This window comes from Halocatena halophila, assembly GCA_027563145.1.
Taxonomy (GTDB): Archaea; Halobacteriota; Halobacteria; order Halobacteriales; family Haloarculaceae; genus Halocatena; species Halocatena halophila.
This window is the reverse complement of the sequence record CP071306.1, coordinates 1,967,889-1,985,940: the sequence shown is the minus strand read 5'-3', so window position 1 is coordinate 1,985,940 and position 18,052 is coordinate 1,967,889. Positions and strand designations below refer to the sequence as shown.

Sequence of the window (18,052 nt, the reverse complement as noted above, 5' to 3'; positions counted from 1 at the left end):
TTCTTACTTTGCAGGAGCGAGTTTCGTTCCATGGAGCCGCCGCTGTGGATCGAATCCCATCAGCCGTCGATCGAGGAGCTTCCCCAACAGAGCGTTCGGGAGTCGCTTACCACCGTCGTGGACGAGCCGATGAATCTGGTGCTTTCTGGGCCGGCTGGCGTCGGAAAAACCGCCGCCGTGCGTGCGCTTGCCGAGCGCGTCCACGAGGACCCAGAGAGTGATCTGATCGAGATCAACGTCGATGACGTGTTCTCACGGACGAAAACGGAGATCAAAAATGATCCCAGATTCGCACCGTTTCTCGTCGGCCGGAGCCGCCTCTCGAAACGTGACATGATCAACCACGTGATCAAGGAATCAACGGGCTACGCACCCGTTTCGGGAACGTACAAAACGATCGTCCTCGACAACGCCGAATCCGTCCGTGAAGACTTTCAACAGGCGCTGCGGCGGATCATCGAACAGCACCACCGAACGACGCAGTTCGTGTTGACGACACGCCAGCCCTCGAAGCTGATCGCACCGCTGCGCTCGCGCGCATTCACGATTCCGGTGCGGACGCCCACTCACGACGAAATTGTTGACGTGTGTACGCAGATCCTCGATACGGAAGGGGTCGAATACGATGAGGACGGCGTCGAATACGTCGCTGGCTACGCCGGTGGTGACCTACGAAAGGCACTGCTTGCCTGTCAGACGACCGTAGTCTGTCACGAGACGCTCACCATGTCGAACGCGTACGATACCCTCGGTGGCATCACACTGACCGACACCGTCGAATCAATGCTCGATGACGCAGAGGCCGGCGACTTCACGGACGCAAGAAAACAACTCGATGAACTCCTCGTCGATCAGGGATACAGCGGAGAAGAGATCCTCTCCGACGTACTCACCGTCGCACGATCGCGATACACCGGCGACGAACTGGCAGCCGTCCATCAACTGGCCGGCGAAGTTGATCTCGATCTCACGGACGGAACGAACGAGCGACTCCATCTCTCCCGGCTGCTCGCAGAGCTGGGGGAATAAGTAATCCGACAGATACCAAACGGTATCGACACCAGTCGAAGTGCGTGGGGTTCGAGATTACTGCTGTGGCTCGTATTTGACAGTCGTTGCCCACTCCTCGATCGTCTGTGTTTTTCCGTTCCCTTTGATGACGTTGGCACGAACCCTGACGGCTGCCTGCCCGCGAACGACATTCTCGTTCGTGAGCATATTATCCGTTATCTCGAACAACCGACCCCGACCGGGGGTGACATCGAGTTCGTCCGTGGTCCACTTGGCGTCGTTTACCCAGATTTCGAACATGACTTCGTCCGATCCCTGAATTGTTTCCGATTCCGTTACCGGTGGTGTTTCGATCGAGAACGACGAAACGTAGCCGTTGCCGTCCGGATCTTTGGCATCGACAATCTGGATCGAACCAGCAGCCGGTGTTGGCTCCGCTGTCGGCGTCGGCGTTGGGGTTGGAGTCTGTGTTGCGGTGTCTTCTTGTTCGGGTGTGTCGTCGTCATCGTCTTCGTCAGTCGGCGTGGACTGCTGTGGCGTATCCTGTGGCGTTGATGGTTGCTGTGTCGTCGCTTCACCAGAGCCCGCGTCGCCACCGCCTGACGACCCCGACCCAGGCAGTGGGATGCCGGTTCCGATCAACAATCCCACCAGCAAAAACAACACGCCCGCCCCCACGAGCATCATTTGAAGGAGTTTCTGACTGCTGTCATTCGAGGAAGTTCTCTGTCTCCCCCGTGGACTTCGACGTCGGCTCATTCGGTTTCCTTTTGGACTCATCCCGTATGAGCGCATCGTTGGCTCGATAGTCAAAAAGCCCAGTATGTTCGTTAGAATATGAATGCTGGAGAATAATCTTAGAAGTCGTCTCATAGGTCCGCATACCCCTGATTTCCCGCCAGTGTGTCGATCGAGACTAGTGAAAATTCTGTTGGAGAAATGGCCGATTTCGATACGTATTCCAGGAGCTGACCGATTTCTAAACTGGGGTGGCTGTGATGGGCCCTGCCGGATTCGAACCAGCGATCAATCCGTTATGAGCGGATCGCTTTGACCAGACTAAGCTAAGGGCCCGTGGTGGTAATTTTCGGTCAGCCCTCTTTAACGTGCCGGCCGACAGCGGAGCCCTTATCGTGTTTCAGCTGGCCGCCGTTCGACCAATACGCGACCAACCATCGACATGACAGTGCGCTCGTCCACAGTAACGGTTGTACGGGCGAGGACGAGACCGAGTTTGTCGCTCCATGGTTGTTTGTCTTCGACGGTTCCGGTGACGGTGAGCGTATCGCCTGGTCGGACTGGTTCGGGCCACCGGAGCTCATCGACGCCAACAGCACCCATCGCCCGTGAGTCATTCATTCCGTTTTCAACCATCACTCGCATGGTGAGTGACGCCGTGTGCCAGCCGCTGGCGACGAGCTCACCGAAGACGGAATCCTCGGCTGCAGACGGGTCGAGATGGAACGGCTGCGGATCGAACTGCTCGGCAAATTCGATGATCTCCGCCCGATCTACTGTCCTAGTTCCGAACTCGGTGGTCGTTCCGATCTCGATCTCCTCGAAGTAGCCCGTATACATACCACACACAATACTCTGAGCGTGGAAAACCGGACCGATATGCGCCGACGGGGAACATTTCATCCTGGGGTGCTATCTTTCCGTATGAGCACACCCAGCGAAATTACGCCAGCACTCCATGCAGGAGCCGCCATCTACAACGACGGACAGTATCACGACGCGCACGACGCCTGGGAATCGGTGTGGCTCGAACTCGATTCGGGCACAGACCGCGATCTATTACAGGGATTGATTCAGTTCACGGGCGCAATCTATCATGGAACAGATAAGAACTGGAAAGGAACGTCCGGGCTCGCCAGTTCGGCGCTGACGTATCTCGATGGACTCTCTGCAACCCATCGCGGTGTCGATCTAAAACCACTCCGGAGCTATCTCGACGCCCTCGCCAGCGCGCCTGAACGGATCGAAGACACCGACCCGCCGCCGATTCGTATCGATGACACGATCGTCACGTACGACGGGCTCTCGTTCGACGCAATTGCAATCGCTGTGCGAATCGTCTGCACCGACACTGACGATGCGCTCCTTGAGCAGGCCATCCAGTTCGGAAAGAATGACCGTGACGATGGGCGGCCGACCAGTCCGTTCATCACGCTGGTGATCGATCTGCTCGTACGCGATCAGCCGGCCGTGGTCCAGCAACGACTGTCCGAACACGTCCGGCGTCGTCGCTCGAAGGCCGATGACGTGAAAAACCTCTTCGAGTGATGCTCACTGGGGTGGTTCGACCTCAGCAAAATCGGCCGAGTTGTCTTTCGGTGAGTAGCCAAGGCGCTCTCGAGCTCGGTCGAGCGAGTAGAACTTCCGATCGTTGTCTGAAATCCCATAGACGATCTCAAAGCCAACGTCCGCAGTGATCGTACAATCGAACAGGTGCGCACAGTCGCGATACGAGAGCCACATCGCCTGGCCGCGCTCATAATCGATCGGCGGGTGGTCCTTGGTGAGATTGCCGATCCTGACGCAGATGACGCTGAGATCGTGTTCGTCGTGGAAAAAGCGACCAAGAATCTCGCCCGTGGCCTTGCTCACACCGTACCGGTTCGATGGACGGGGAAGTTCGGAACCATCAAGGCGATAGGAATCAGCAGTCCGATAAATCTCCGGGGTGCGACTGGTTTCGTAGTGGCCAACGACGTGGTTTGAGGAGGCAAAAACCACTTTCTCGACGCCAGTTTCGATCGCAAGCTCGTAAATTGTGTGCGCTCCGTCGATGTTGTTGGCCAGAACGCTGTCCCAGGGGGCCTCCGGTCTGGGGTCGCCCGCCAGATGAATCACAACATCAACACCAGCCATCGCCTCCCGGACAGCCGCTCGGTCGCTGAGATCCGCCACCGAGTACTCGTGATCAGAATATGTCACTTCATCCTCTCGTCCAGTCGGTGGGGGCTCGCGGTCAAGGAGCTGCCAGTCGTATTTTTGCCCGAGACCGCCGAGAATTGCACTGCCGACCCGCCCCGCAGCCCCCGTGAGCAACACCGACGTAGCCATTCAATTCGATAGATGGGTCTGTGCAGTAAGAATCGTGCGGTTTGCTCGGCGTTGTTTTGTAGAATAATTTTCAGAAAAACGAGACGGAAAAGTGACGAATCGAGCAGTGTCAGTTCGTAACCAGTCGAGCAAACGCAAGCGACCCAGAGACGTTGTCGATGTACGCTTCGACCACGTCACCTTCCTCTGCGCCCGGGACGAAGATGGTGTACTCGCCGCGTTCTGCAACGCCATCACCTTTGCGTCCAGTTGAGACGATTTCGAGCGTGTAAGTGTTGCCCTCTTCGATCGCCTCCTGTTTACTGGTTTGAGAGCTACTCTGTCGCTTTGAGACCGGACGGAACGCACCACAGGCGTCACAGCGCAACATTGGGGTGCCGTCTTCTGTCACGAGTCGTGTATCTGGCAGGCCACACTCCGCACAGAGAACGTACGATTCGACGTAGGCGTCGATGACGGCCGCAAAATCGCTGTCGGAAAACGAGCCGTTGTATCGGCCAACGCCGTCCGTAAGTTTGCCGTTTGTTCCAAAATCTCGCTGGATGAACCGATGTACGTGATCGGGTGGTCGCGAGACGGTTTGTGCGATGTCCTCGAGGTTCGTCAACCGGGTAAAAGCCCCATCCTTCTGGGCATTCGGATCGGGAATAGACAGCCGTTCGCCTTCAGATTGAATATCCGGAACCGCATCCATGGCTCTATCGAGACTCGATTCGTAATCCATACTGTACATGTGTACCTTTAGCCGTAAACCCGTTGCGAGATACACTGCCACATGGCAGGGGGCGAATCGCGCTCCATTTACTGTTGGAATCATGAGATAGCGTATGGATCCGACGGATCGGGAGACGGCCTGTTTCGAGGCCGGTATTAAATTTGGCACGTTGTATCATCAGTTTGCTGGCACGCCCGTGAGTGAATCCTCTGCTTCGAGTCTCGAAACAGCAATCGAACGGAGCATCGAGAATCAGCCGGGCTGTACGGATGCGACCGTTACCATCCATACGGATCGACTGGAAACGACACACGGCTACACCGAGCTGACGGGAAAGTATCTCGACGTGCGGCTCCGGATCGAAACCGACGGAGCGGTCGTGCATGCGGAAATGGCAATGGAAGAGGGCTACCCAATGATGAACGTGGTTGATGTGACCGACATCGAGTGAGTCGGCGTTTTCGCCAGTTTCGTATGCTTTGGGGGAGATATTTATACCGATAGACCGCAAACGCCCATCCATGAGTCAGGCGACGCTCGACGACGACGAACTGTTCGGCGAGGCCGCAACCGAAATTCAAGACGACGTCGAATCGAGTGTCACAGCTGCCTGGGAGGAACTCCCGGCAGTCGAGGCACTCTGGGAGACGAACGCAACAAACACGCTAGGTGTTCTCAATGGACTCAACTCCGCGCTCGAGACCACAGCGGCCACCGAACACCTCCGAGATGCGAAAAAGTGGTTCGTGATCGGACAGCGGGCAGATGCAATCGGAGAGACAGACGAGCTGGCCGCAGAGATCGAGACGCTCGAGACCACCATCGAAGCGCTCGACTCGGCACACGAGGAGGTCGAATCACTGACGCGTTCGCTTCCCGAGCTCAAGCAAACTCTCGAAACCGAGCACGAAACGGAGTGATCTCAGGGCACGTCAGGCGCTTTGAGCCCTCGTCGATCGACGGTTGCGAGCAGTTCGAGCAGTGCCTCGGTTGCTTCGGTGAGCAGCTGTTCACCGAGTGTCTCATCAGCCTGCGTTGGATCGCCAACGACGCCGTTGGCGGTGAATTCGATCGAATCGTACGCGAGATTCGTTCCTGACTGATACTCTCCCCAGTATTCGACACCTTCCTCAGCTGCTGTTTCGAGTTTCTCAGTTTTGATCGTCTCGGGCGCAATCTGGCTGATCAGTGCCGTCTCGAGCGTGCCACCATGGCCCATTCGTCCGGACACTGCCTCGAACCACGTGAATGGAGCCACGTACGCCGGATTATCACGTGTCAGCCGGGCACAACACTCCCGAAGGGCGTTCACGTTGCCGCCGTGTCCATTGACAACCACGACGCGAGAACAGCCGTGATAAAACAGACTCTCGATAGTTTCGCTGACGTAGGCCCTGAACGTTGACGATGAAACCCAGAGCGTACCGGGAAAATGACGATGTTCTTCGGCGATTGCGACCGGGACGGTCGGGGCAACTGCAATCTCACCATCATACTGCTCGGCTGCCGATTCGGCGATCGCCTCGGCGATGAGGCTATCAGTTCCGAGCGGTGCGTGCGGCCCATGTTGTTCGGTCGAGCCAACAGGCAACACGGCGAGATCCGGCGCCCCCTCCTCGACATCCGTCCACGTACTCTCCGAAAGCTGCATACCACTGTAAGGGGCTGCAGCCTGTTTAAACGAATGGGCCGATTGAAGAGTATTCTGCAGTTACATACCAGATGCGTTAGTCTGTGAGTTCTGTTCTTGCCTGTCGGCGACTCGCACGTTCGATGAATTCCTGTGGAAGGTCATCGATTTCGCCCGCCTGAACCCCCCAGAGATGCGAGTACAGACCGTTATCCTCCAGCAGTTCGTCGTGAGTCCCTCGCTCGACGATCTGTCCGTCATCGATCACGATGATCAGATCAGCGTCTTTGATCGTCGAGAGCCGGTGGGCAATCGCAAACGTGGTTCGATCCTCTGTAAGCCGATCGAGCGACCGCTGGATGAGCATCTCCGTTTCGGTGTCCACGTCGCTGGTTGCCTCATCAAGCACCAACAGCGTGGGATCTTTCAGGACAGCCCGGGCAATCGAGATTCGCTGGCGTTGCCCACCAGAGAGTTTCACCCCGCGTTCGCCAACTTTCGTCTCGTAGCCATCAGGAAGCTGCGTAATGAACTCGTGGGCTTCTGCTGCTTTTGCTGCTTCCACGATTGCCGATCGGTCAGCGTCAAACGAGCCATACGCAATGTTCTCTTCGACCGTGCCGTAGAAAAGAAACGTATCCTGGCTGACGTAGCCGGTGTGCTGACGGAGGCTCGGGATCGTTACGTCTCTGATGTCCTGTTCGTCGATTCGTATCGTTCCATCGTCGACATCGTACATCCGGAGCAGTAATTTCAACACGGTTGATTTTCCTGCGCCGGTCGGGCCAACGAGCGCGACCGTTTGTCCGCCCTCGATCTCGAACGAGATGTCTTCGACGATCTCCTCATCGCCGTAGCCAAATGTCACCGAATCGTACGCAACCGTTCCGTCTTCTACCGCAAGATCGTCCGCCGCTGGATCCTCCTCGATCCGGCTCGGTTCGTCCATCAGTCCAAAGATCCGAGCCGCGGACGCGTACGCCCGCTGATACATATTGATGATCTGTCCGAACTGCGCCATTGGCCAGATGAATCGCTGGGTGTAGAGAATGAACGTGACGAACTCGCCCGGGAGCAATCGTCCCGAGAGAAACCACGGTGCCGTCCTGGTCGTCTGGTAGGTGAGCACCCAGTATCCACCCACGACGAAGGTGAGAACGAACCCAATCCCGGCGATGACCCTGAGTCCTGGGAAGAATTTGATGCGGGTTTCGATCGCATCCCAGTTTGCATCGAAATACTCCTGGGAGACCCCATCAACGCGGTCTGATTCGTACGACTCGGTGTTCGTCGTTTTGATCACCTGGATGCCACCGAGGTTGTTCTCAAGTCTGGAGTTCACCTGGCCGACTGACGAGCGGACATCGGCGTATTTTGGCTGGATTGCTTGCACGAACTTGTAGGTGAACAGTCCGATCAGCGGCACTGGAAACAGCGCGATGAGCGCGAGCTGCCAGTTGAGCGTGAGCAAAATGACGCTGATCCCGACGACCATCACGGACAGCCGGAAGGCCGAGTTCATCCCTTCATTGAGGAATTTCTCCAGCCGATTGACGTCGTTCGAAAGGACGCTCATCAGCTCACCGGTCTGTTTGTCGGCGAAAAAGTCCATGTTCAGCCGCTGCATGTTGTCGTAGGTGTCAGTGCGGATGTCGTGCTGGATCGTCTGGGCAAACGAGTTCCAGCCCCAGTTTCGGATCCAGTGGAACGCAGCACCGCCGAAAAACGACGCGGCGATGAGTGTCGTCAACAACAGCAGTTGGTCGCTCTGGGCGGCTGGCAGCCACGACTGTGGGACGACGACCAGATCGAACGGTTTCGTGTTTCTGAAAACGGCATCCACTGCCAGTCCGAGCAACAACGGCGGGAGTAGATCGAGGATTCGAGCGGCCACGCTGGCTGAGATACCGCTCACCAGCGCCCGCCGATTTTGCCGCCCGTATTTGGCGAATAGCCGTCGCATTGGACTCGTTGCGTTTTCCCGTTGTTCTTCAAACGGGTCGTCGTCCTCTGCGGAAAAACTCATTGCAGTACGTAGTAAGGACGGGAGTAAAAGCGTTGGTTAGCCGTGTGAGGAGTTCCCACTCGCTTGCTGATTAACCCCGTAGTTCGTGACAGTCACGACAGCGTGCCTCGTACGTTTCTTCTGCACCGACGACAATCGTCGGGTCGTCGTAGTGGGCGGGATCGCCACCTACCAGTCGTTGATTTCGGGTTGCCGGATCGCCACACTGGGTGCAGACCGCCTGGAGTTTTTCGACGTATTCAGCCCGACAGGCAAGCGATGGGAGGGGTTCGAACGGTTCGCCACGGAACGTCTGGTCAGTGCCGGAGATAATGACGCGGTGGCCATCGTTGGCGAGTTGTTCGCAGACCTCAACCAGTGCGTTCGAGAAGAAGTTTGCCTCATCAATCGCGACGACCGAGTCGGGCACAACGTGATCAAGGAGCTCGCGGGGGTGGGCGTCGTCAACGACAGTCGCGGTCCATGTCGCGCCCGTGTGTGTATCGATCGTCGCCGTGCCGTAGCGGTCATCGATTGCGGGGGTGAACACATCGATCGATTGTGAGGCAATTTCGGCCCGTCGGATTCGTCGCAGCAGCTCCTCGGTTTTCCCCGAGAACATACAGCCGGTGATCACTTCGATCCACCCGCCGTTGGTGATCGCGTTCATACCGAGAGAGTGCGAGTCTGCCCAAAAAGACTGTCGTCAGAATGCCCGAAACAATCACAGTGAGCTGGCAGGTATACCGTTTACAGGCGGTCGAGGCGAATGCCCCGGGGCTTGACCCCGAGGCGATTCACACGTTGCCGTCGATCTGCACGCGGTCGCCGGTTGAGACGCCGTTTCTGGTGGTCCAGTTGTACGGCACTTCAAGCACGTATTTTCCACGGCCGGGGTACTCGAGCGTATTTCCGTCGACGCCAGGGTCGGGTTTCGGTGCATGATGGATCGTATTGATTCGGTTATCGGCCCCAATATAGACGATATCGATGCCAAAATCCATTTTTCGCATCACGTAGGTGTGGTTTTGCTCCTGGTCGTAGGTGAACAGCATTCCTTCGTCTGGTCCGAGCTGGTCAGTGTCGCTCAGTCCGACGTAACGTTTCTGTCGCGTGTCTGCAATCCGTGCCTCGACGTGGGGGGGTTCGCTGGCCGTGGTGTTTGTGATTGTGACGGTGGTGGTGTCGTAGTCGCCCGTTTGCGGGGTGATGTAGGGGACAGAGACGTAGCCCATTGCTCCAAGCGCAATGATGATGGCGGCGATCGTCACGATCGCTCCGAGCACACGGAGGCCCTGGCGCTGCATACCCAGCGTTGGTGGGATGTGGGGAAAGGTTTCCCGACATCCTTCTATTTGAAGTGACAGTTCGGTCGGCTAACCACGAAACAACAAGCGTTATTCCGGCGGGGTGTGTTGATTTGGTTGTTGGGGTCCGTGGTCTAGTGGTTTATGACGCGTCCCTTACAAGGACGAGATCGGTGGTTCGACTCCGCCCGGACCCATGCGCTCAGTTCCTTCGCGCGAATCGCAAGACGTGAGTAGGATGTATATAACCCTTTGGGGCAATACGATCAATTAATCCACCCACTCGGTGGTTCGGACCGACGCCGTGTGGCGGTTTTCGTTAAGTATATAAGAATAATAAGAGTTTCGGGATAACGAGAAGGGGGCTCTGAATAGTTTCTTTAAAATTCAGTGGTCCATTCAGGGGCTCGAATCGTGAGGGTGCAATTGGAACGTGTGTGCGTGTGTACCTCCCCCATGGTAATTAAAATCCTGATATATAATATATCTTGGGTTAGTATCTCCCTATAGTTTTATATATTATAATACTGTATATGGTAATGGCGGGATTCAATCCGGCCACGAACAGCAACTTACCTTAGGTCAACAAGCCCTTCATGGGCTTTTCGTATTATAGATATTATGGACCATTGAAGCGTAATCCTCTAACTCTGGCAAATGCCAATCATAGGCGAGTTTACTGTACATTTGGCGGTTAGTTCGTCGCTCGTGTTCTAATGCCTCAGCAATAGCTGTGGGAGATTCATCAAGGGACACAGGAAACTCATCAAAGGGATTGAAATCTAAGGCCAATTCACATTTTGCAACTTTCCAGTCACCAGTATCAATAGTAGAATATGAGAGCCCAAGATCATCGAATAAAGACGGCAGGTAGGCATTGGGGTCCTGATCCCAGCCATGGTGGACGGTATTGATACACGCGCCTCGTTTGTCATTCCCCAAAACACGGGCTATTTTCAAAGGATTAAAGGATATTACTTCATTCTCATATAAATCACAAATATATATGCTAAGACTACGGTGCTTTTGATCAGATAGGGCAGGTATTCCCATATCATGTTTCTATAATGGACGTTTATAGATGTGTGTACACCATGTTATTCATACTCATATTATGTCCATATATTCCTAACAGACAAGGTTTATACGTATAAACGTAGTTTATTAACATAAGAACAAACCCAAGAGAGCGGAAGAGAGAAAGGGGATTTAGGGGATAGAGAGATGGGGGCGGTAGCTGTTAACTGTGGTTGTTACAAGGTTGGTTATCCTAACTAAGGCTGTAACAAAGCTGTTAACCCTCTCCCCCTTCTCGTCGTTTCTATGAGTGTTATTAGGAATATTATAAATTAATAGCCCTGGTTATGCTGTTTTCATCAGAATATACAGGCGGCGAAGAGATTATCTATTGACGAGATATTACCTGGTTCTATGAAACAACCACGACGCCAATTCTTGAAAAAAATAGCTACAGTGGGTTCGGTGCCCATTATCAATTCAAGATCCATCAATAGTGAAACACATACCAGTAACTTCAAGATGGACTCAGGTATAACAAACAAATCAGACATGAATCGTAATTACACATTCATGCTTTTGCCGGGAGCTTCTCAAACAATGTTTATTTCGTGCCTACCTATTCTCTATGACACTGTCAATACTATCCTGATGGATAGCTACGATTTCAAGCGTCTCCAGGCGCAAGCGGCCACGCTACCGGAGGACCGCCAAACACAGATTCGGCTTTCAACGTTAGAGTCACTAAAACAGCGGGGGAATATCGAGACGATCGACTACGCACAGTTCTATTCAGAATCCGACAAACGACGAAACATAGGTCAAATGTGGGAGATTCTCAGAGATCTACCTGATGATTCTATCGAGGCAGCAGCGCTTGATATAAATCAGGGACATTTAAACATTCGTCGTGGAGATTTTCAAGAACGATTCAGATCAGCTATCGGCAACTTGGATATACACAAGCAACGACGGCAGAAACTTGAAAAGCAACAGCGTAAATTTAAACGTAGCGTCGGTGAACCACTGGAATTCTGTGAAAACGTGTTCGCACAATACCTTGCGGCTCTTGAAGTTCGAAGGGGTATTAACAAACACACGAATACATATGTGTCAGCTATAATCACCCACGGTGGAGAGCACGGACTTAGTCGAATTTTGAGAGATTCGGAGAAAAATCTCGATTCAAACGCGATCGAGCTTCGGAATGGGACTATCGATAAATTTGGGCACCCTTATCCTGGTCATCCAGCTGCAAGACATGGGTTAATCGATGAGATTGAAACCGTAACTAAGGAGTTCACAGGTATTGACGACCAGGACTTTTGCTTGTTGGGTGCCCAATTTTCTGTACCTATTCTTGACAGAGATATAACGGCTCGTGGGCATATAGAACTCTACGACACAAAGGGGGTAGCACGGGAAGCCCAGGAGGCTGTTGAGTATCTTAAAGCTAAAAGAGACGCACAGACCCCTGAAAGTCTCGACTATGAAGCAGAGTTTATCGCAGAAGAAGGACCCAACGCTCCAGGCCCTGTTAAAAAACGACTGGAAAGAATGGCAGATTTAGCGCATTATACCGACGAACTGCGCGAGCTCGCTGATAATGAAAAATTCTCTCACGGAGCATTACTCGTAGCTGCAACCGTTATCAGTGATCCTGCACGCAGATTTGAAGAAGACGATTTGTGGAGAAGGGCACATCAACTTTCTGTGCGGTCGAAAAACTCCGATATATCAAACGACGAAATTTCATTTTTCCGAAACAGAGAACAGATACGTCGAGGCGACGGGAAGGACACTGACTGGTACCACTCTCCCAATTCTGCGCGAAGTTAATATAGACCGCCAGTGCTCGGACACCGACGGAACCAAAAGTACATTTTACTGTACACCAGGATAGGTATTAAAGGTTGTGGTATTTCAGATATTATTGAAATGTATTTTTTCGATGGTTCTATGTATGATCGTATCACACTATCTTATATGCCGACTGAGCCTCGGAATCTATTCAGACACTATATTTCGTGTCATCAAGAATTTGGTGGTGATATTGGTGAACCACTACAAATGGCTCTCGTTATGGGGGGCAAAAAACCAGCAACGACGTTTGATCCACCTGAAGAAATGTTCTCCAGTTTTCCAGATCACAGCCCCAGCACCCTGGTTGAAAAATGGGGTCTTCGTTATCGACGTGTGAAGGGAGATTACGCCTTAATGGTGTCCCCATCAACACATTGGTTCGATCTACTTCCAACAGTTGGACTAAATAATGATACCGGTGTCCGCCGTCATGGCTTGTTTTTTGGATATCCATTTGAAGATATCGAATATTTTTTACAGGTTGAGGAGGCCATTCTTCCTGGAAAGAAATACGTTTCTGAAGGTGTATTCTCTGCTGAAGAAATGGCATATTGTGTCTTTACATTCTATCGTCCAGAATATTCTAAGGAGGGATACGACAGGGCAATTGAGATTGGGAAACAACACTACGAAAGTCTACACAGGCTATCTGATAAATGGGAACTCACAGAACTGGCTGAATTGACCGAACAACTTCACAGTGATTATATCAAGCGATATACAGCCGACCCGATTCTTGCCGATTGATTACAAATAGAATATAATAGAAATGTTTATAATACGTCTTTATTAATATTATAATGGTCCCAAGATAGGGATATAAAATTAGAATCCCTTGGTGCTCGGACATCGGACCATAACCAAAAGTACTATGGCAGTAAAAGATGGGGACCCATGTCCCCGCGAAGACTGCGACTGTAGAGTTGTAAAATCAGGCCCATGGCTTGACTGCATCTGTTGCAGTTGGGGCAAGCGCCTCTAACGGGACCAAAAGACGAACACGGTAAGACGATAATGTAGCGGGGATCACTCCCCACGATGATTTAGTTTCCGTGGCTGGAAACGACGAGAATATTGGATACTGACGACGGGTCGGAGACGGCTCACCTTTTACAAAAAAGATAAGTTTTCTGTCGGCCTATTCGTCAACGACTTGGGTGAGGTGGCCAGACTCAACAAGATCGTTAATGATCTTAATGTCTGCCTCGTGGCTTGCCCAGGCCATATCGTTGGGCTGGCCATCTGTGGCGACCATAATTCCACTGCCTGCGATCAACACCGTTATCTTTAGTTCCCCATTCTCCGTGGTATACATCGCCCGTTCAAGTTCTGACTCGTTGAAAATGCCACGGGCGGCGGCGAGATTCATTTTCTGCATTCGGTCCAGCTCTTCTATGACTTCGTTTACGGTGTCTGACATTGTTCTGTTGGTGTTTTTCGGTGGCGCTATTCGTTAACTTCACACATTATAATGACACGCTCGTACCCCTCCACTTCAGGGATCTCTATTTCGTTCTGGAAATGGTCCCATTCTTCGTAGTTGTTCTGGGAGTCGTCTACGATCTCGTCTAATTCTTCCAAAGCATCCCCCAGTTCTGTCCCTTTGTCGTCATCGAAAGATGTCGTGACATTTAGACGATCAACATCTCTTGCGTGATCTCTGAACGCCCTGCTATCAGGAATATACGCCTGCGTTTCGATGTACGCGTCCTCATAGCGGTAGATTGTGAACTCTGGATCGACTGGGAACGCACCACCTTTCTCCAGGACGATATCAATCATGTCCTTCACAAGCGCAGTGTATTTCGTTTCGATGCGGTTGTAGGAAATACTGGGAGACGGATCGGTCGTTAGTTCCGCATTCTCAAGCTCGACCACAACAGGATCTGACTGTTCCCAGTCATGATCTGTCCATCGTTTGGCTTTGGCGATCATCATCCGCCTCAAGGATACCAGATCAACGTCAGCGCTCTCAGCAATCTCGAACAGTTCCTCACCCGCTCCGTCGGAGAAGACTATTATTCGGTCACCATCTTTGACGATATCACCATGTTTGCTGTTTGTGTAGTGATCGCGGAGGACGTTTAGCGCGCCGCGAAGGCTTTCCTGAACTGCTTCCCACTCCTCGTCATTTAGAGTCGGTGTTTCAGTCATTATTTGTCCCTCCCTGCACGCAGCCAAACTCGCGCATACCGTTCTATTTTATCCATCTTGATCATTTCGTGTTCGTATCCGATACGGTTGTTGAGTCGTTTTTCCGGGAGTCCTGCCGAAACTGCATCCGGGTAAACCACTCTGCCGTCATGTCACGGTACACGTCGTCAGTTCCCATCATCTCACGTATCTTATCGAGAGTTTCCGATGAGTCAACATAACAGTGTGTTGGTTCTCCAAGGTTGATAGCATGCGTTAAGATAAGACACGCTGCGAACCCGAGATGACCTTCGTAAGACCCCATGACGGCGTACGCACTGTACGTTTCCGTCCCACCAATGTCGAGATCCCGATGGTGAACGGTGAATTTCTTCTGCTCAGCACCCTGCATCTTTTCATCGCTATGGGTCGTAAGTGTCGTTTCCGCTGCGAATTCGCTCAGCAGCTCCGCGAGTTCTTGATCTGGGGCGTATTCCGTCGATGTGATTTGACTTTCGCTCATTAAAATGTATCCACGACCTTGATCGCGACTGGTCCGTCAGATTCTACTCTGTCCTCTTTCTCGATTTCGACTGTTTCGTTTTTGACATTCTCATCAGAGCCGTTTGCACGCCTTATCGTCGCCATACCGTTGATCTTTATTGTTATCATTGATATTCTATGAGTTGGTATAGAATTCACTTATCCAATCTATGGGATAACCTTTTGGATTGAACTGGCTGCATCAACATCACTACCGATATTTTACACGTCAAGTAAACTTTGCTGTTCTGTTTGGTCATTGTCTTGATCCAACACTGGATCATTACAGTATGGTCCCAACATGTATGCAAGTTGTAACGCAATCGCGCCAGAATACTGTGCTCGAATCGTTGTCGAATCTGTCCCCCGTGGGAGGTTATGATCATGCTGTGTCCAGGTCTTATCCGGCAGTCGCCCGTTCGAGGGGCCTGTCTCAGGCGTTGAAACATCAAGACTGTCAATAAGCGCAGGATCGTCACGAATCGCTCGAATAACCGGAAGACCAGTTCCTGGTGCCAGTGCATGAATCTTCATCTCATCCCCAACATGTTCACGGACCTCTTGAAGTTTTTCAACACGCTCGGTCACGTCATCAAAGCTTAGCAGCCCGCCAACGGCGATGTAATCCGTCTCATCGAGGATTGTGATCTGCATTGGACCATGCGGCGTATCACGCTTGATCGGTTCAGCCATGTATTTGAGCGACTCAATATACGGCGGTTGGATCGGCGCGATTGCCTCGGCGTCATGGGCAAGGTCCCACGTCCCGAGGGACACACTATCAGCTTCGCGCAAGCGACGATGTTCAATCATGTAGTTAGCAACGCGTTCGATACTGACGCGCCATACCTCATCGTCAGAGACTCTCTCAGGGCACTGAGTCGGTGGCAGATCACGGCCGAGAACGTAATCAGCATCAGTCTTTGCAGCGGCATGAGCAGCTGCTAATGGCCCACAACGATTGTTAAGGCCAGGGTCGATCATCATCTCATCACAACTCGGCGGAACACTGGGCCGGGCTTCATTTGCCGCGTTCAACTTCCACGGCCAACTCCAGCGCGGGTTGATCGAGCTCGTGAACACTTTTATGGGACAAGCATCAATAATGTGTTCCCGTTCTCGTATTTCCCGAGCATACCGATCAGGAATCGTTATATTCGTTTTCTGTTCAACCGACGGTGTTGCCACTACGTTTTTGCTCATAATTATTACCTGGAACTAACGAGAAGGGGGAGAGTTAGTTCGGCCAAAACGTCGCACTACAATTAGGACAATAGATACGCTCATTCTGCCACTGAAGGGCAGTGCCACAATCATCACAAGTACGTTTGCAATGATCACAAGAAGTGCACCACAAGAAGGAGTCTGAAACTACAGCATTACAACCACCACACTTCCATGTCATTGTACAAAAGGCTCTAAGAACGGATCAAGTAACGTCGGGGCCGGGGGAACTTCTTTCCCCAAACAATCAGTAAATTCTTTAGCCACTCTTGTAGCCCAATGCCCCCCTTTTGGATTAGCGCTGGAGAAAACAGGAATAGTAACATCCCGAAACACGACCCAAACTTTATGAAGATATCTCCCACCAATATATTTGGAAGTTTGAACTATCGTATTTAATCCATCTTTATGGCAATACAGTGTTGCTGGGGGCGTTTCAACTTGTATCCAATTTCCAACTTGTTTGTTTTTCATTTTGAAAATCCAATATCAATTTATTAGTGAAGGTAGACTTCTAAGCTATCTTCATGGAAACAGATATTATCGTAGTCTTCAACATCAACTTCATATTTACGTCTATTAACAGAAGTGGCGTCTTCAAATGTATCACCACAAACCGGACAGCACGGTTTTACGACAGCACAACCAACGCCCGGAATATTATTAACTGTCGCAAGAGCCTGTCCTTCGTGTAATTCTTCACCATTAGCTACCGTAACGGTAATTTTGTATTTTTTAGTAGTCATTGTCGATATTTCATCATCCAGCCGTTAAGATCGTTCTTCAGCTCGTTGCGCGCGTTGTTTTGGAATTTAATTTTGGCGTCTTCAGCCTCTTCGATAAGATTGCGATACGTCATGATGTACCAATTGTGGAGATCGCTGTCTAATGTAGCGTTCTCTCCTGTCTGTTTTGCTTCGATCAAATTAGATACAAGACTGTCATAATCGCCATACCAAGTCGTTAATTTGGTAATGTCTGGCTCAACAGCCCCAGATCTTGTTACATACAGCGCCGCTAATAGTCCTCTAAGAGCGTACAGACAATGTTTCGCGGTCGGTTGATCATCGTAATTGGATTGATGATTCGACCGTGCCAGACCGATATATCCAGATGCCATATCCATCGGTAGATACCTATTAATGATATCCCACAGCCCGGAGATTTCCGAGTTAAACCCGTATATTGGATCGGCGGTTAGCCACTCAATGACATTAAAGTTCGAGTTGTAGACGTGTTGTGTGAATTTGCGCAATTCATAACTTACAAGTTCAGCATCGCACCACTCTTCAAATCCATCAGAGACTCCCCTTTGATTAATTTGATACCGAACTTGTGGCTGATCAAGCTTTAAATATCGAGATGGGGGAGTCATATGAAACCCACGAACATCGATATCCCCACCGACTTCCGGGGACGACGGGAACCCGTACAAGTGACTCCCAGACACAGCGTAGTATATCGGTAAGTCACTGGCTTGTTCGTCTATTCGTTTCTTAATCATTTTCTTGAGTTTATCGTTATTGTATTTCATC

22 protein-coding genes and 2 tRNA genes are annotated in these 18,052 nt (G+C 51.7%); 7 read left to right on the top strand and 17 right to left on the bottom strand.

What is annotated here, in order from left to right:
- Positions 1 to 30: 30 nt before the first annotated feature.
- Positions 31 to 1,029 carry an AAA family ATPase gene (locus JXQ78_RS10625; RefSeq protein ID WP_330630735.1) on the top strand — a complete coding sequence of 333 codons (999 nt, stop codon included), beginning with the start codon at positions 31 to 33 and terminating at the stop codon, positions 1,027 to 1,029.
- 57 nt (positions 1,030 to 1,086) lie between these two features.
- On the opposite strand, the gene JXQ78_RS10620 is transcribed toward JXQ78_RS10625, so the two are convergent.
- The 3 genes from JXQ78_RS10620 to JXQ78_RS10610 form a co-directional block, all read right to left on the bottom strand.
- Positions 1,087 to 1,770: a hypothetical protein gene (locus JXQ78_RS10620; RefSeq protein WP_330630734.1), complete on the bottom strand. Its 684-nt coding sequence runs from the start codon at positions 1,768 to 1,770 to the stop codon at positions 1,087 to 1,089.
- Between the two features lie 240 nt (positions 1,771 to 2,010).
- Positions 2,011 to 2,085 (bottom strand) — tRNA-Ile (locus tag JXQ78_RS10615).
- Between the two features lie 54 nt (positions 2,086 to 2,139).
- Positions 2,140 to 2,589 carry a MaoC family dehydratase gene (locus tag JXQ78_RS10610; RefSeq protein ID WP_330630733.1) on the bottom strand — a complete coding sequence of 150 codons (450 nt, stop codon included), beginning with the start codon at positions 2,587 to 2,589 and terminating at the stop codon, positions 2,140 to 2,142.
- An 84-nt stretch (positions 2,590 to 2,673) separates the two neighbouring features.
- Between JXQ78_RS10610 and JXQ78_RS10605 the strand changes: the two genes are divergently transcribed.
- Positions 2,674 to 3,297: a DUF309 domain-containing protein gene (locus tag JXQ78_RS10605; RefSeq protein ID WP_330630732.1), complete on the top strand. Its 624-nt coding sequence runs from the start codon at positions 2,674 to 2,676 to the stop codon at positions 3,295 to 3,297.
- 3 nt (positions 3,298 to 3,300) lie between these two features.
- Here the strand turns inward: JXQ78_RS10605 and azf are convergent, their stop codons facing one another.
- Together azf and JXQ78_RS10595 are read right to left on the bottom strand one after the other, a co-directional pair.
- Complete coding sequence (gene azf / locus JXQ78_RS10600; RefSeq protein WP_330630731.1) at positions 3,301 to 4,080, bottom strand: NAD-dependent glucose-6-phosphate dehydrogenase Azf; 780 nt, start codon at positions 4,078 to 4,080, stop codon at positions 3,301 to 3,303.
- Between the two features lie 109 nt (positions 4,081 to 4,189).
- A complete protein-coding gene (locus JXQ78_RS10595; protein ID WP_330630730.1) occupies positions 4,190 to 4,804 on the bottom strand; it encodes a translation initiation factor IF-2 subunit beta in 615 nt (204 codons plus the stop codon).
- Between the two features lie 103 nt (positions 4,805 to 4,907).
- Here JXQ78_RS10595 and JXQ78_RS10590 point away from each other — a divergent pair, with 103 nt between their 5' ends.
- Both JXQ78_RS10590 and JXQ78_RS10585 read left to right on the top strand, forming a co-directional pair.
- Complete coding sequence (locus JXQ78_RS10590; RefSeq protein ID WP_330630729.1) at positions 4,908 to 5,246, top strand: dihydroneopterin aldolase family protein; 339 nt, start codon at positions 4,908 to 4,910, stop codon at positions 5,244 to 5,246.
- 70 nt (positions 5,247 to 5,316) lie between these two features.
- Entirely contained in the window at positions 5,317 to 5,715 is a 399-nt protein-coding gene (locus tag JXQ78_RS10585) for a DUF5790 family protein (protein ID WP_330630728.1), read from the top strand.
- A 2-nt stretch (positions 5,716 to 5,717) separates the two neighbouring features.
- On the opposite strand, the gene JXQ78_RS10580 is transcribed toward JXQ78_RS10585, so the two are convergent.
- The 4 genes from JXQ78_RS10580 to JXQ78_RS10565 all read right to left on the bottom strand — a co-directional run bounded on the left by JXQ78_RS10580 (position 5,718) and on the right by JXQ78_RS10565 (position 9,737).
- Entirely contained in the window at positions 5,718 to 6,446 is a 729-nt protein-coding gene (locus tag JXQ78_RS10580; protein WP_330630727.1) for a creatininase family protein, read from the bottom strand.
- A 76-nt stretch (positions 6,447 to 6,522) separates the two neighbouring features.
- Positions 6,523 to 8,451 carry an ABC transporter ATP-binding protein gene (locus tag JXQ78_RS10575; protein ID WP_330630726.1) on the bottom strand — a complete coding sequence of 643 codons (1,929 nt, stop codon included), beginning with the start codon at positions 8,449 to 8,451 and terminating at the stop codon, positions 6,523 to 6,525.
- 70 nt (positions 8,452 to 8,521) lie between these two features.
- The gene (locus JXQ78_RS10570) at positions 8,522 to 9,100 is read right to left on the bottom strand and encodes a thymidine kinase (RefSeq protein WP_330630725.1); all 579 of its coding nucleotides are present in this window, start codon (positions 9,098 to 9,100) and stop codon (positions 8,522 to 8,524) included.
- A 127-nt stretch (positions 9,101 to 9,227) separates the two neighbouring features.
- Positions 9,228 to 9,737 (bottom strand): DUF192 domain-containing protein, encoded by a 510-nt coding sequence (locus tag JXQ78_RS10565; protein ID WP_330630724.1) that lies wholly within the window; start codon positions 9,735 to 9,737, stop codon positions 9,228 to 9,230.
- 123 nt (positions 9,738 to 9,860) lie between these two features.
- Between JXQ78_RS10565 and JXQ78_RS10560 the strand changes: the two genes are divergently transcribed.
- Positions 9,861 to 9,934: transfer RNA gene (locus tag JXQ78_RS10560), tRNA-Val, on the top strand.
- A 397-nt stretch (positions 9,935 to 10,331) separates the two neighbouring features.
- On the opposite strand, the gene JXQ78_RS10555 is transcribed toward JXQ78_RS10560, so the two are convergent.
- Positions 10,332 to 10,790, bottom strand: a complete 459-nt coding sequence (locus JXQ78_RS10555; protein WP_330630723.1) for a hypothetical protein — start codon at positions 10,788 to 10,790, stop codon at positions 10,332 to 10,334.
- Positions 10,791 to 11,168: 378 nt separating this feature from the next.
- On the opposite strand from JXQ78_RS10555, the gene JXQ78_RS10550 reads away from it, so the two are divergent.
- Together JXQ78_RS10550 and JXQ78_RS10545 are read left to right on the top strand one after the other, a co-directional pair.
- A complete protein-coding gene (locus JXQ78_RS10550; RefSeq protein ID WP_330630722.1) occupies positions 11,169 to 12,593 on the top strand; it encodes a hypothetical protein in 1,425 nt (474 codons plus the stop codon).
- Between the two features lie 120 nt (positions 12,594 to 12,713).
- Positions 12,714 to 13,364 carry a hypothetical protein gene (locus JXQ78_RS10545; RefSeq protein WP_330630721.1) on the top strand — a complete coding sequence of 217 codons (651 nt, stop codon included), beginning with the start codon at positions 12,714 to 12,716 and terminating at the stop codon, positions 13,362 to 13,364.
- A 391-nt stretch (positions 13,365 to 13,755) separates the two neighbouring features.
- Here JXQ78_RS10545 and JXQ78_RS10540 read toward each other — a convergent pair whose 3' ends face one another.
- The 7 genes from JXQ78_RS10540 to JXQ78_RS10510 form a co-directional block, all read right to left on the bottom strand.
- Complete coding sequence (locus JXQ78_RS10540) at positions 13,756 to 14,037, bottom strand: hypothetical protein (protein ID WP_330630720.1); 282 nt, start codon at positions 14,035 to 14,037, stop codon at positions 13,756 to 13,758.
- A gap of 26 nt (positions 14,038 to 14,063) precedes the next feature.
- A complete protein-coding gene (locus JXQ78_RS10535; RefSeq protein ID WP_330630719.1) occupies positions 14,064 to 14,771 on the bottom strand; it encodes a hypothetical protein in 708 nt (235 codons plus the stop codon).
- 61 nt (positions 14,772 to 14,832) lie between these two features.
- The gene (locus JXQ78_RS10530) at positions 14,833 to 15,273 is read right to left on the bottom strand and encodes a hypothetical protein (RefSeq protein WP_330630718.1); all 441 of its coding nucleotides are present in this window, start codon (positions 15,271 to 15,273) and stop codon (positions 14,833 to 14,835) included.
- Positions 15,274 to 15,515: 242 nt separating this feature from the next.
- The gene (locus tag JXQ78_RS10525; protein WP_330630717.1) at positions 15,516 to 16,496 is read right to left on the bottom strand and encodes a hypothetical protein; all 981 of its coding nucleotides are present in this window, start codon (positions 16,494 to 16,496) and stop codon (positions 15,516 to 15,518) included.
- A 198-nt stretch (positions 16,497 to 16,694) separates the two neighbouring features.
- On the bottom strand, positions 16,695 to 16,991 hold the full coding sequence (locus tag JXQ78_RS10520; RefSeq protein ID WP_330630716.1) for a hypothetical protein: 297 nt from the start codon (positions 16,989 to 16,991) through the stop codon (positions 16,695 to 16,697).
- Positions 16,992 to 17,014: 23 nt separating this feature from the next.
- The gene (locus JXQ78_RS10515) at positions 17,015 to 17,263 is read right to left on the bottom strand and encodes a hypothetical protein (protein ID WP_330630715.1); all 249 of its coding nucleotides are present in this window, start codon (positions 17,261 to 17,263) and stop codon (positions 17,015 to 17,017) included.
- Complete coding sequence (locus JXQ78_RS10510; RefSeq protein WP_330630714.1) at positions 17,260 to 18,051, bottom strand: nucleotidyltransferase domain-containing protein; 792 nt, start codon at positions 18,049 to 18,051, stop codon at positions 17,260 to 17,262. Before JXQ78_RS10510 ends, JXQ78_RS10515 begins: the two co-directional genes overlap by 4 nt.
- Between the last annotated feature and the right edge of the window lies 1 nt (position 18,052).

What these genes read in the sequence shown, in the direction of transcription:
- JXQ78_RS10625 (WP_330630735.1), top strand. Translation starts at nt 31, where the DNA reads ATGGAGCCGCCGCTGTGGATCGAATCCCATCAGCCGTCGATCGAGGAG.
- JXQ78_RS10620 (WP_330630734.1), bottom strand. Translation starts at nt 1,770, where the DNA reads ATGAGCCGACGTCGAAGTCCACGGGGGAGACAGAGAACTTCCTCGAAT.
- JXQ78_RS10610 (WP_330630733.1), bottom strand. Translation starts at nt 2,589, where the DNA reads ATGTATACGGGCTACTTCGAGGAGATCGAGATCGGAACGACCACCGAG.
- JXQ78_RS10605 (WP_330630732.1), top strand. Translation starts at nt 2,674, where the DNA reads ATGAGCACACCCAGCGAAATTACGCCAGCACTCCATGCAGGAGCCGCC.
- azf (WP_330630731.1), bottom strand. Translation starts at nt 4,080, where the DNA reads ATGGCTACGTCGGTGTTGCTCACGGGGGCTGCGGGGCGGGTCGGCAGT.
- JXQ78_RS10595 (WP_330630730.1), bottom strand. Translation starts at nt 4,804, where the DNA reads ATGGATTACGAATCGAGTCTCGATAGAGCCATGGATGCGGTTCCGGAT.
- JXQ78_RS10590 (WP_330630729.1), top strand. Translation starts at nt 4,908, where the DNA reads ATGGATCCGACGGATCGGGAGACGGCCTGTTTCGAGGCCGGTATTAAA.
- JXQ78_RS10585 (WP_330630728.1), top strand. Translation starts at nt 5,317, where the DNA reads ATGAGTCAGGCGACGCTCGACGACGACGAACTGTTCGGCGAGGCCGCA.
- JXQ78_RS10580 (WP_330630727.1), bottom strand. Translation starts at nt 6,446, where the DNA reads ATGCAGCTTTCGGAGAGTACGTGGACGGATGTCGAGGAGGGGGCGCCG.
- JXQ78_RS10575 (WP_330630726.1), bottom strand. Translation starts at nt 8,451, where the DNA reads ATGAGTTTTTCCGCAGAGGACGACGACCCGTTTGAAGAACAACGGGAA.
- JXQ78_RS10570 (WP_330630725.1), bottom strand. Translation starts at nt 9,100, where the DNA reads ATGAACGCGATCACCAACGGCGGGTGGATCGAAGTGATCACCGGCTGT.
- JXQ78_RS10565 (WP_330630724.1), bottom strand. Translation starts at nt 9,737, where the DNA reads ATGCAGCGCCAGGGCCTCCGTGTGCTCGGAGCGATCGTGACGATCGCC.
- JXQ78_RS10555 (WP_330630723.1), bottom strand. Translation starts at nt 10,790, where the DNA reads ATGGGAATACCTGCCCTATCTGATCAAAAGCACCGTAGTCTTAGCATA.
- JXQ78_RS10550 (WP_330630722.1), top strand. Translation starts at nt 11,169, where the DNA reads ATGAAACAACCACGACGCCAATTCTTGAAAAAAATAGCTACAGTGGGT.
- JXQ78_RS10545 (WP_330630721.1), top strand. Translation starts at nt 12,714, where the DNA reads ATGTATGATCGTATCACACTATCTTATATGCCGACTGAGCCTCGGAAT.
- JXQ78_RS10540 (WP_330630720.1), bottom strand. Translation starts at nt 14,037, where the DNA reads ATGTCAGACACCGTAAACGAAGTCATAGAAGAGCTGGACCGAATGCAG.
- JXQ78_RS10535 (WP_330630719.1), bottom strand. Translation starts at nt 14,771, where the DNA reads ATGACTGAAACACCGACTCTAAATGACGAGGAGTGGGAAGCAGTTCAG.
- JXQ78_RS10530 (WP_330630718.1), bottom strand. Translation starts at nt 15,273, where the DNA reads ATGAGCGAAAGTCAAATCACATCGACGGAATACGCCCCAGATCAAGAA.
- JXQ78_RS10525 (WP_330630717.1), bottom strand. Translation starts at nt 16,496, where the DNA reads ATGAGCAAAAACGTAGTGGCAACACCGTCGGTTGAACAGAAAACGAAT.
- JXQ78_RS10520 (WP_330630716.1), bottom strand. Translation starts at nt 16,991, where the DNA reads ATGAAAAACAAACAAGTTGGAAATTGGATACAAGTTGAAACGCCCCCA.
- JXQ78_RS10515 (WP_330630715.1), bottom strand. Translation starts at nt 17,263, where the DNA reads ATGACTACTAAAAAATACAAAATTACCGTTACGGTAGCTAATGGTGAA.
- JXQ78_RS10510 (WP_330630714.1), bottom strand. Translation starts at nt 18,051, where the DNA reads ATGAAATACAATAACGATAAACTCAAGAAAATGATTAAGAAACGAATA.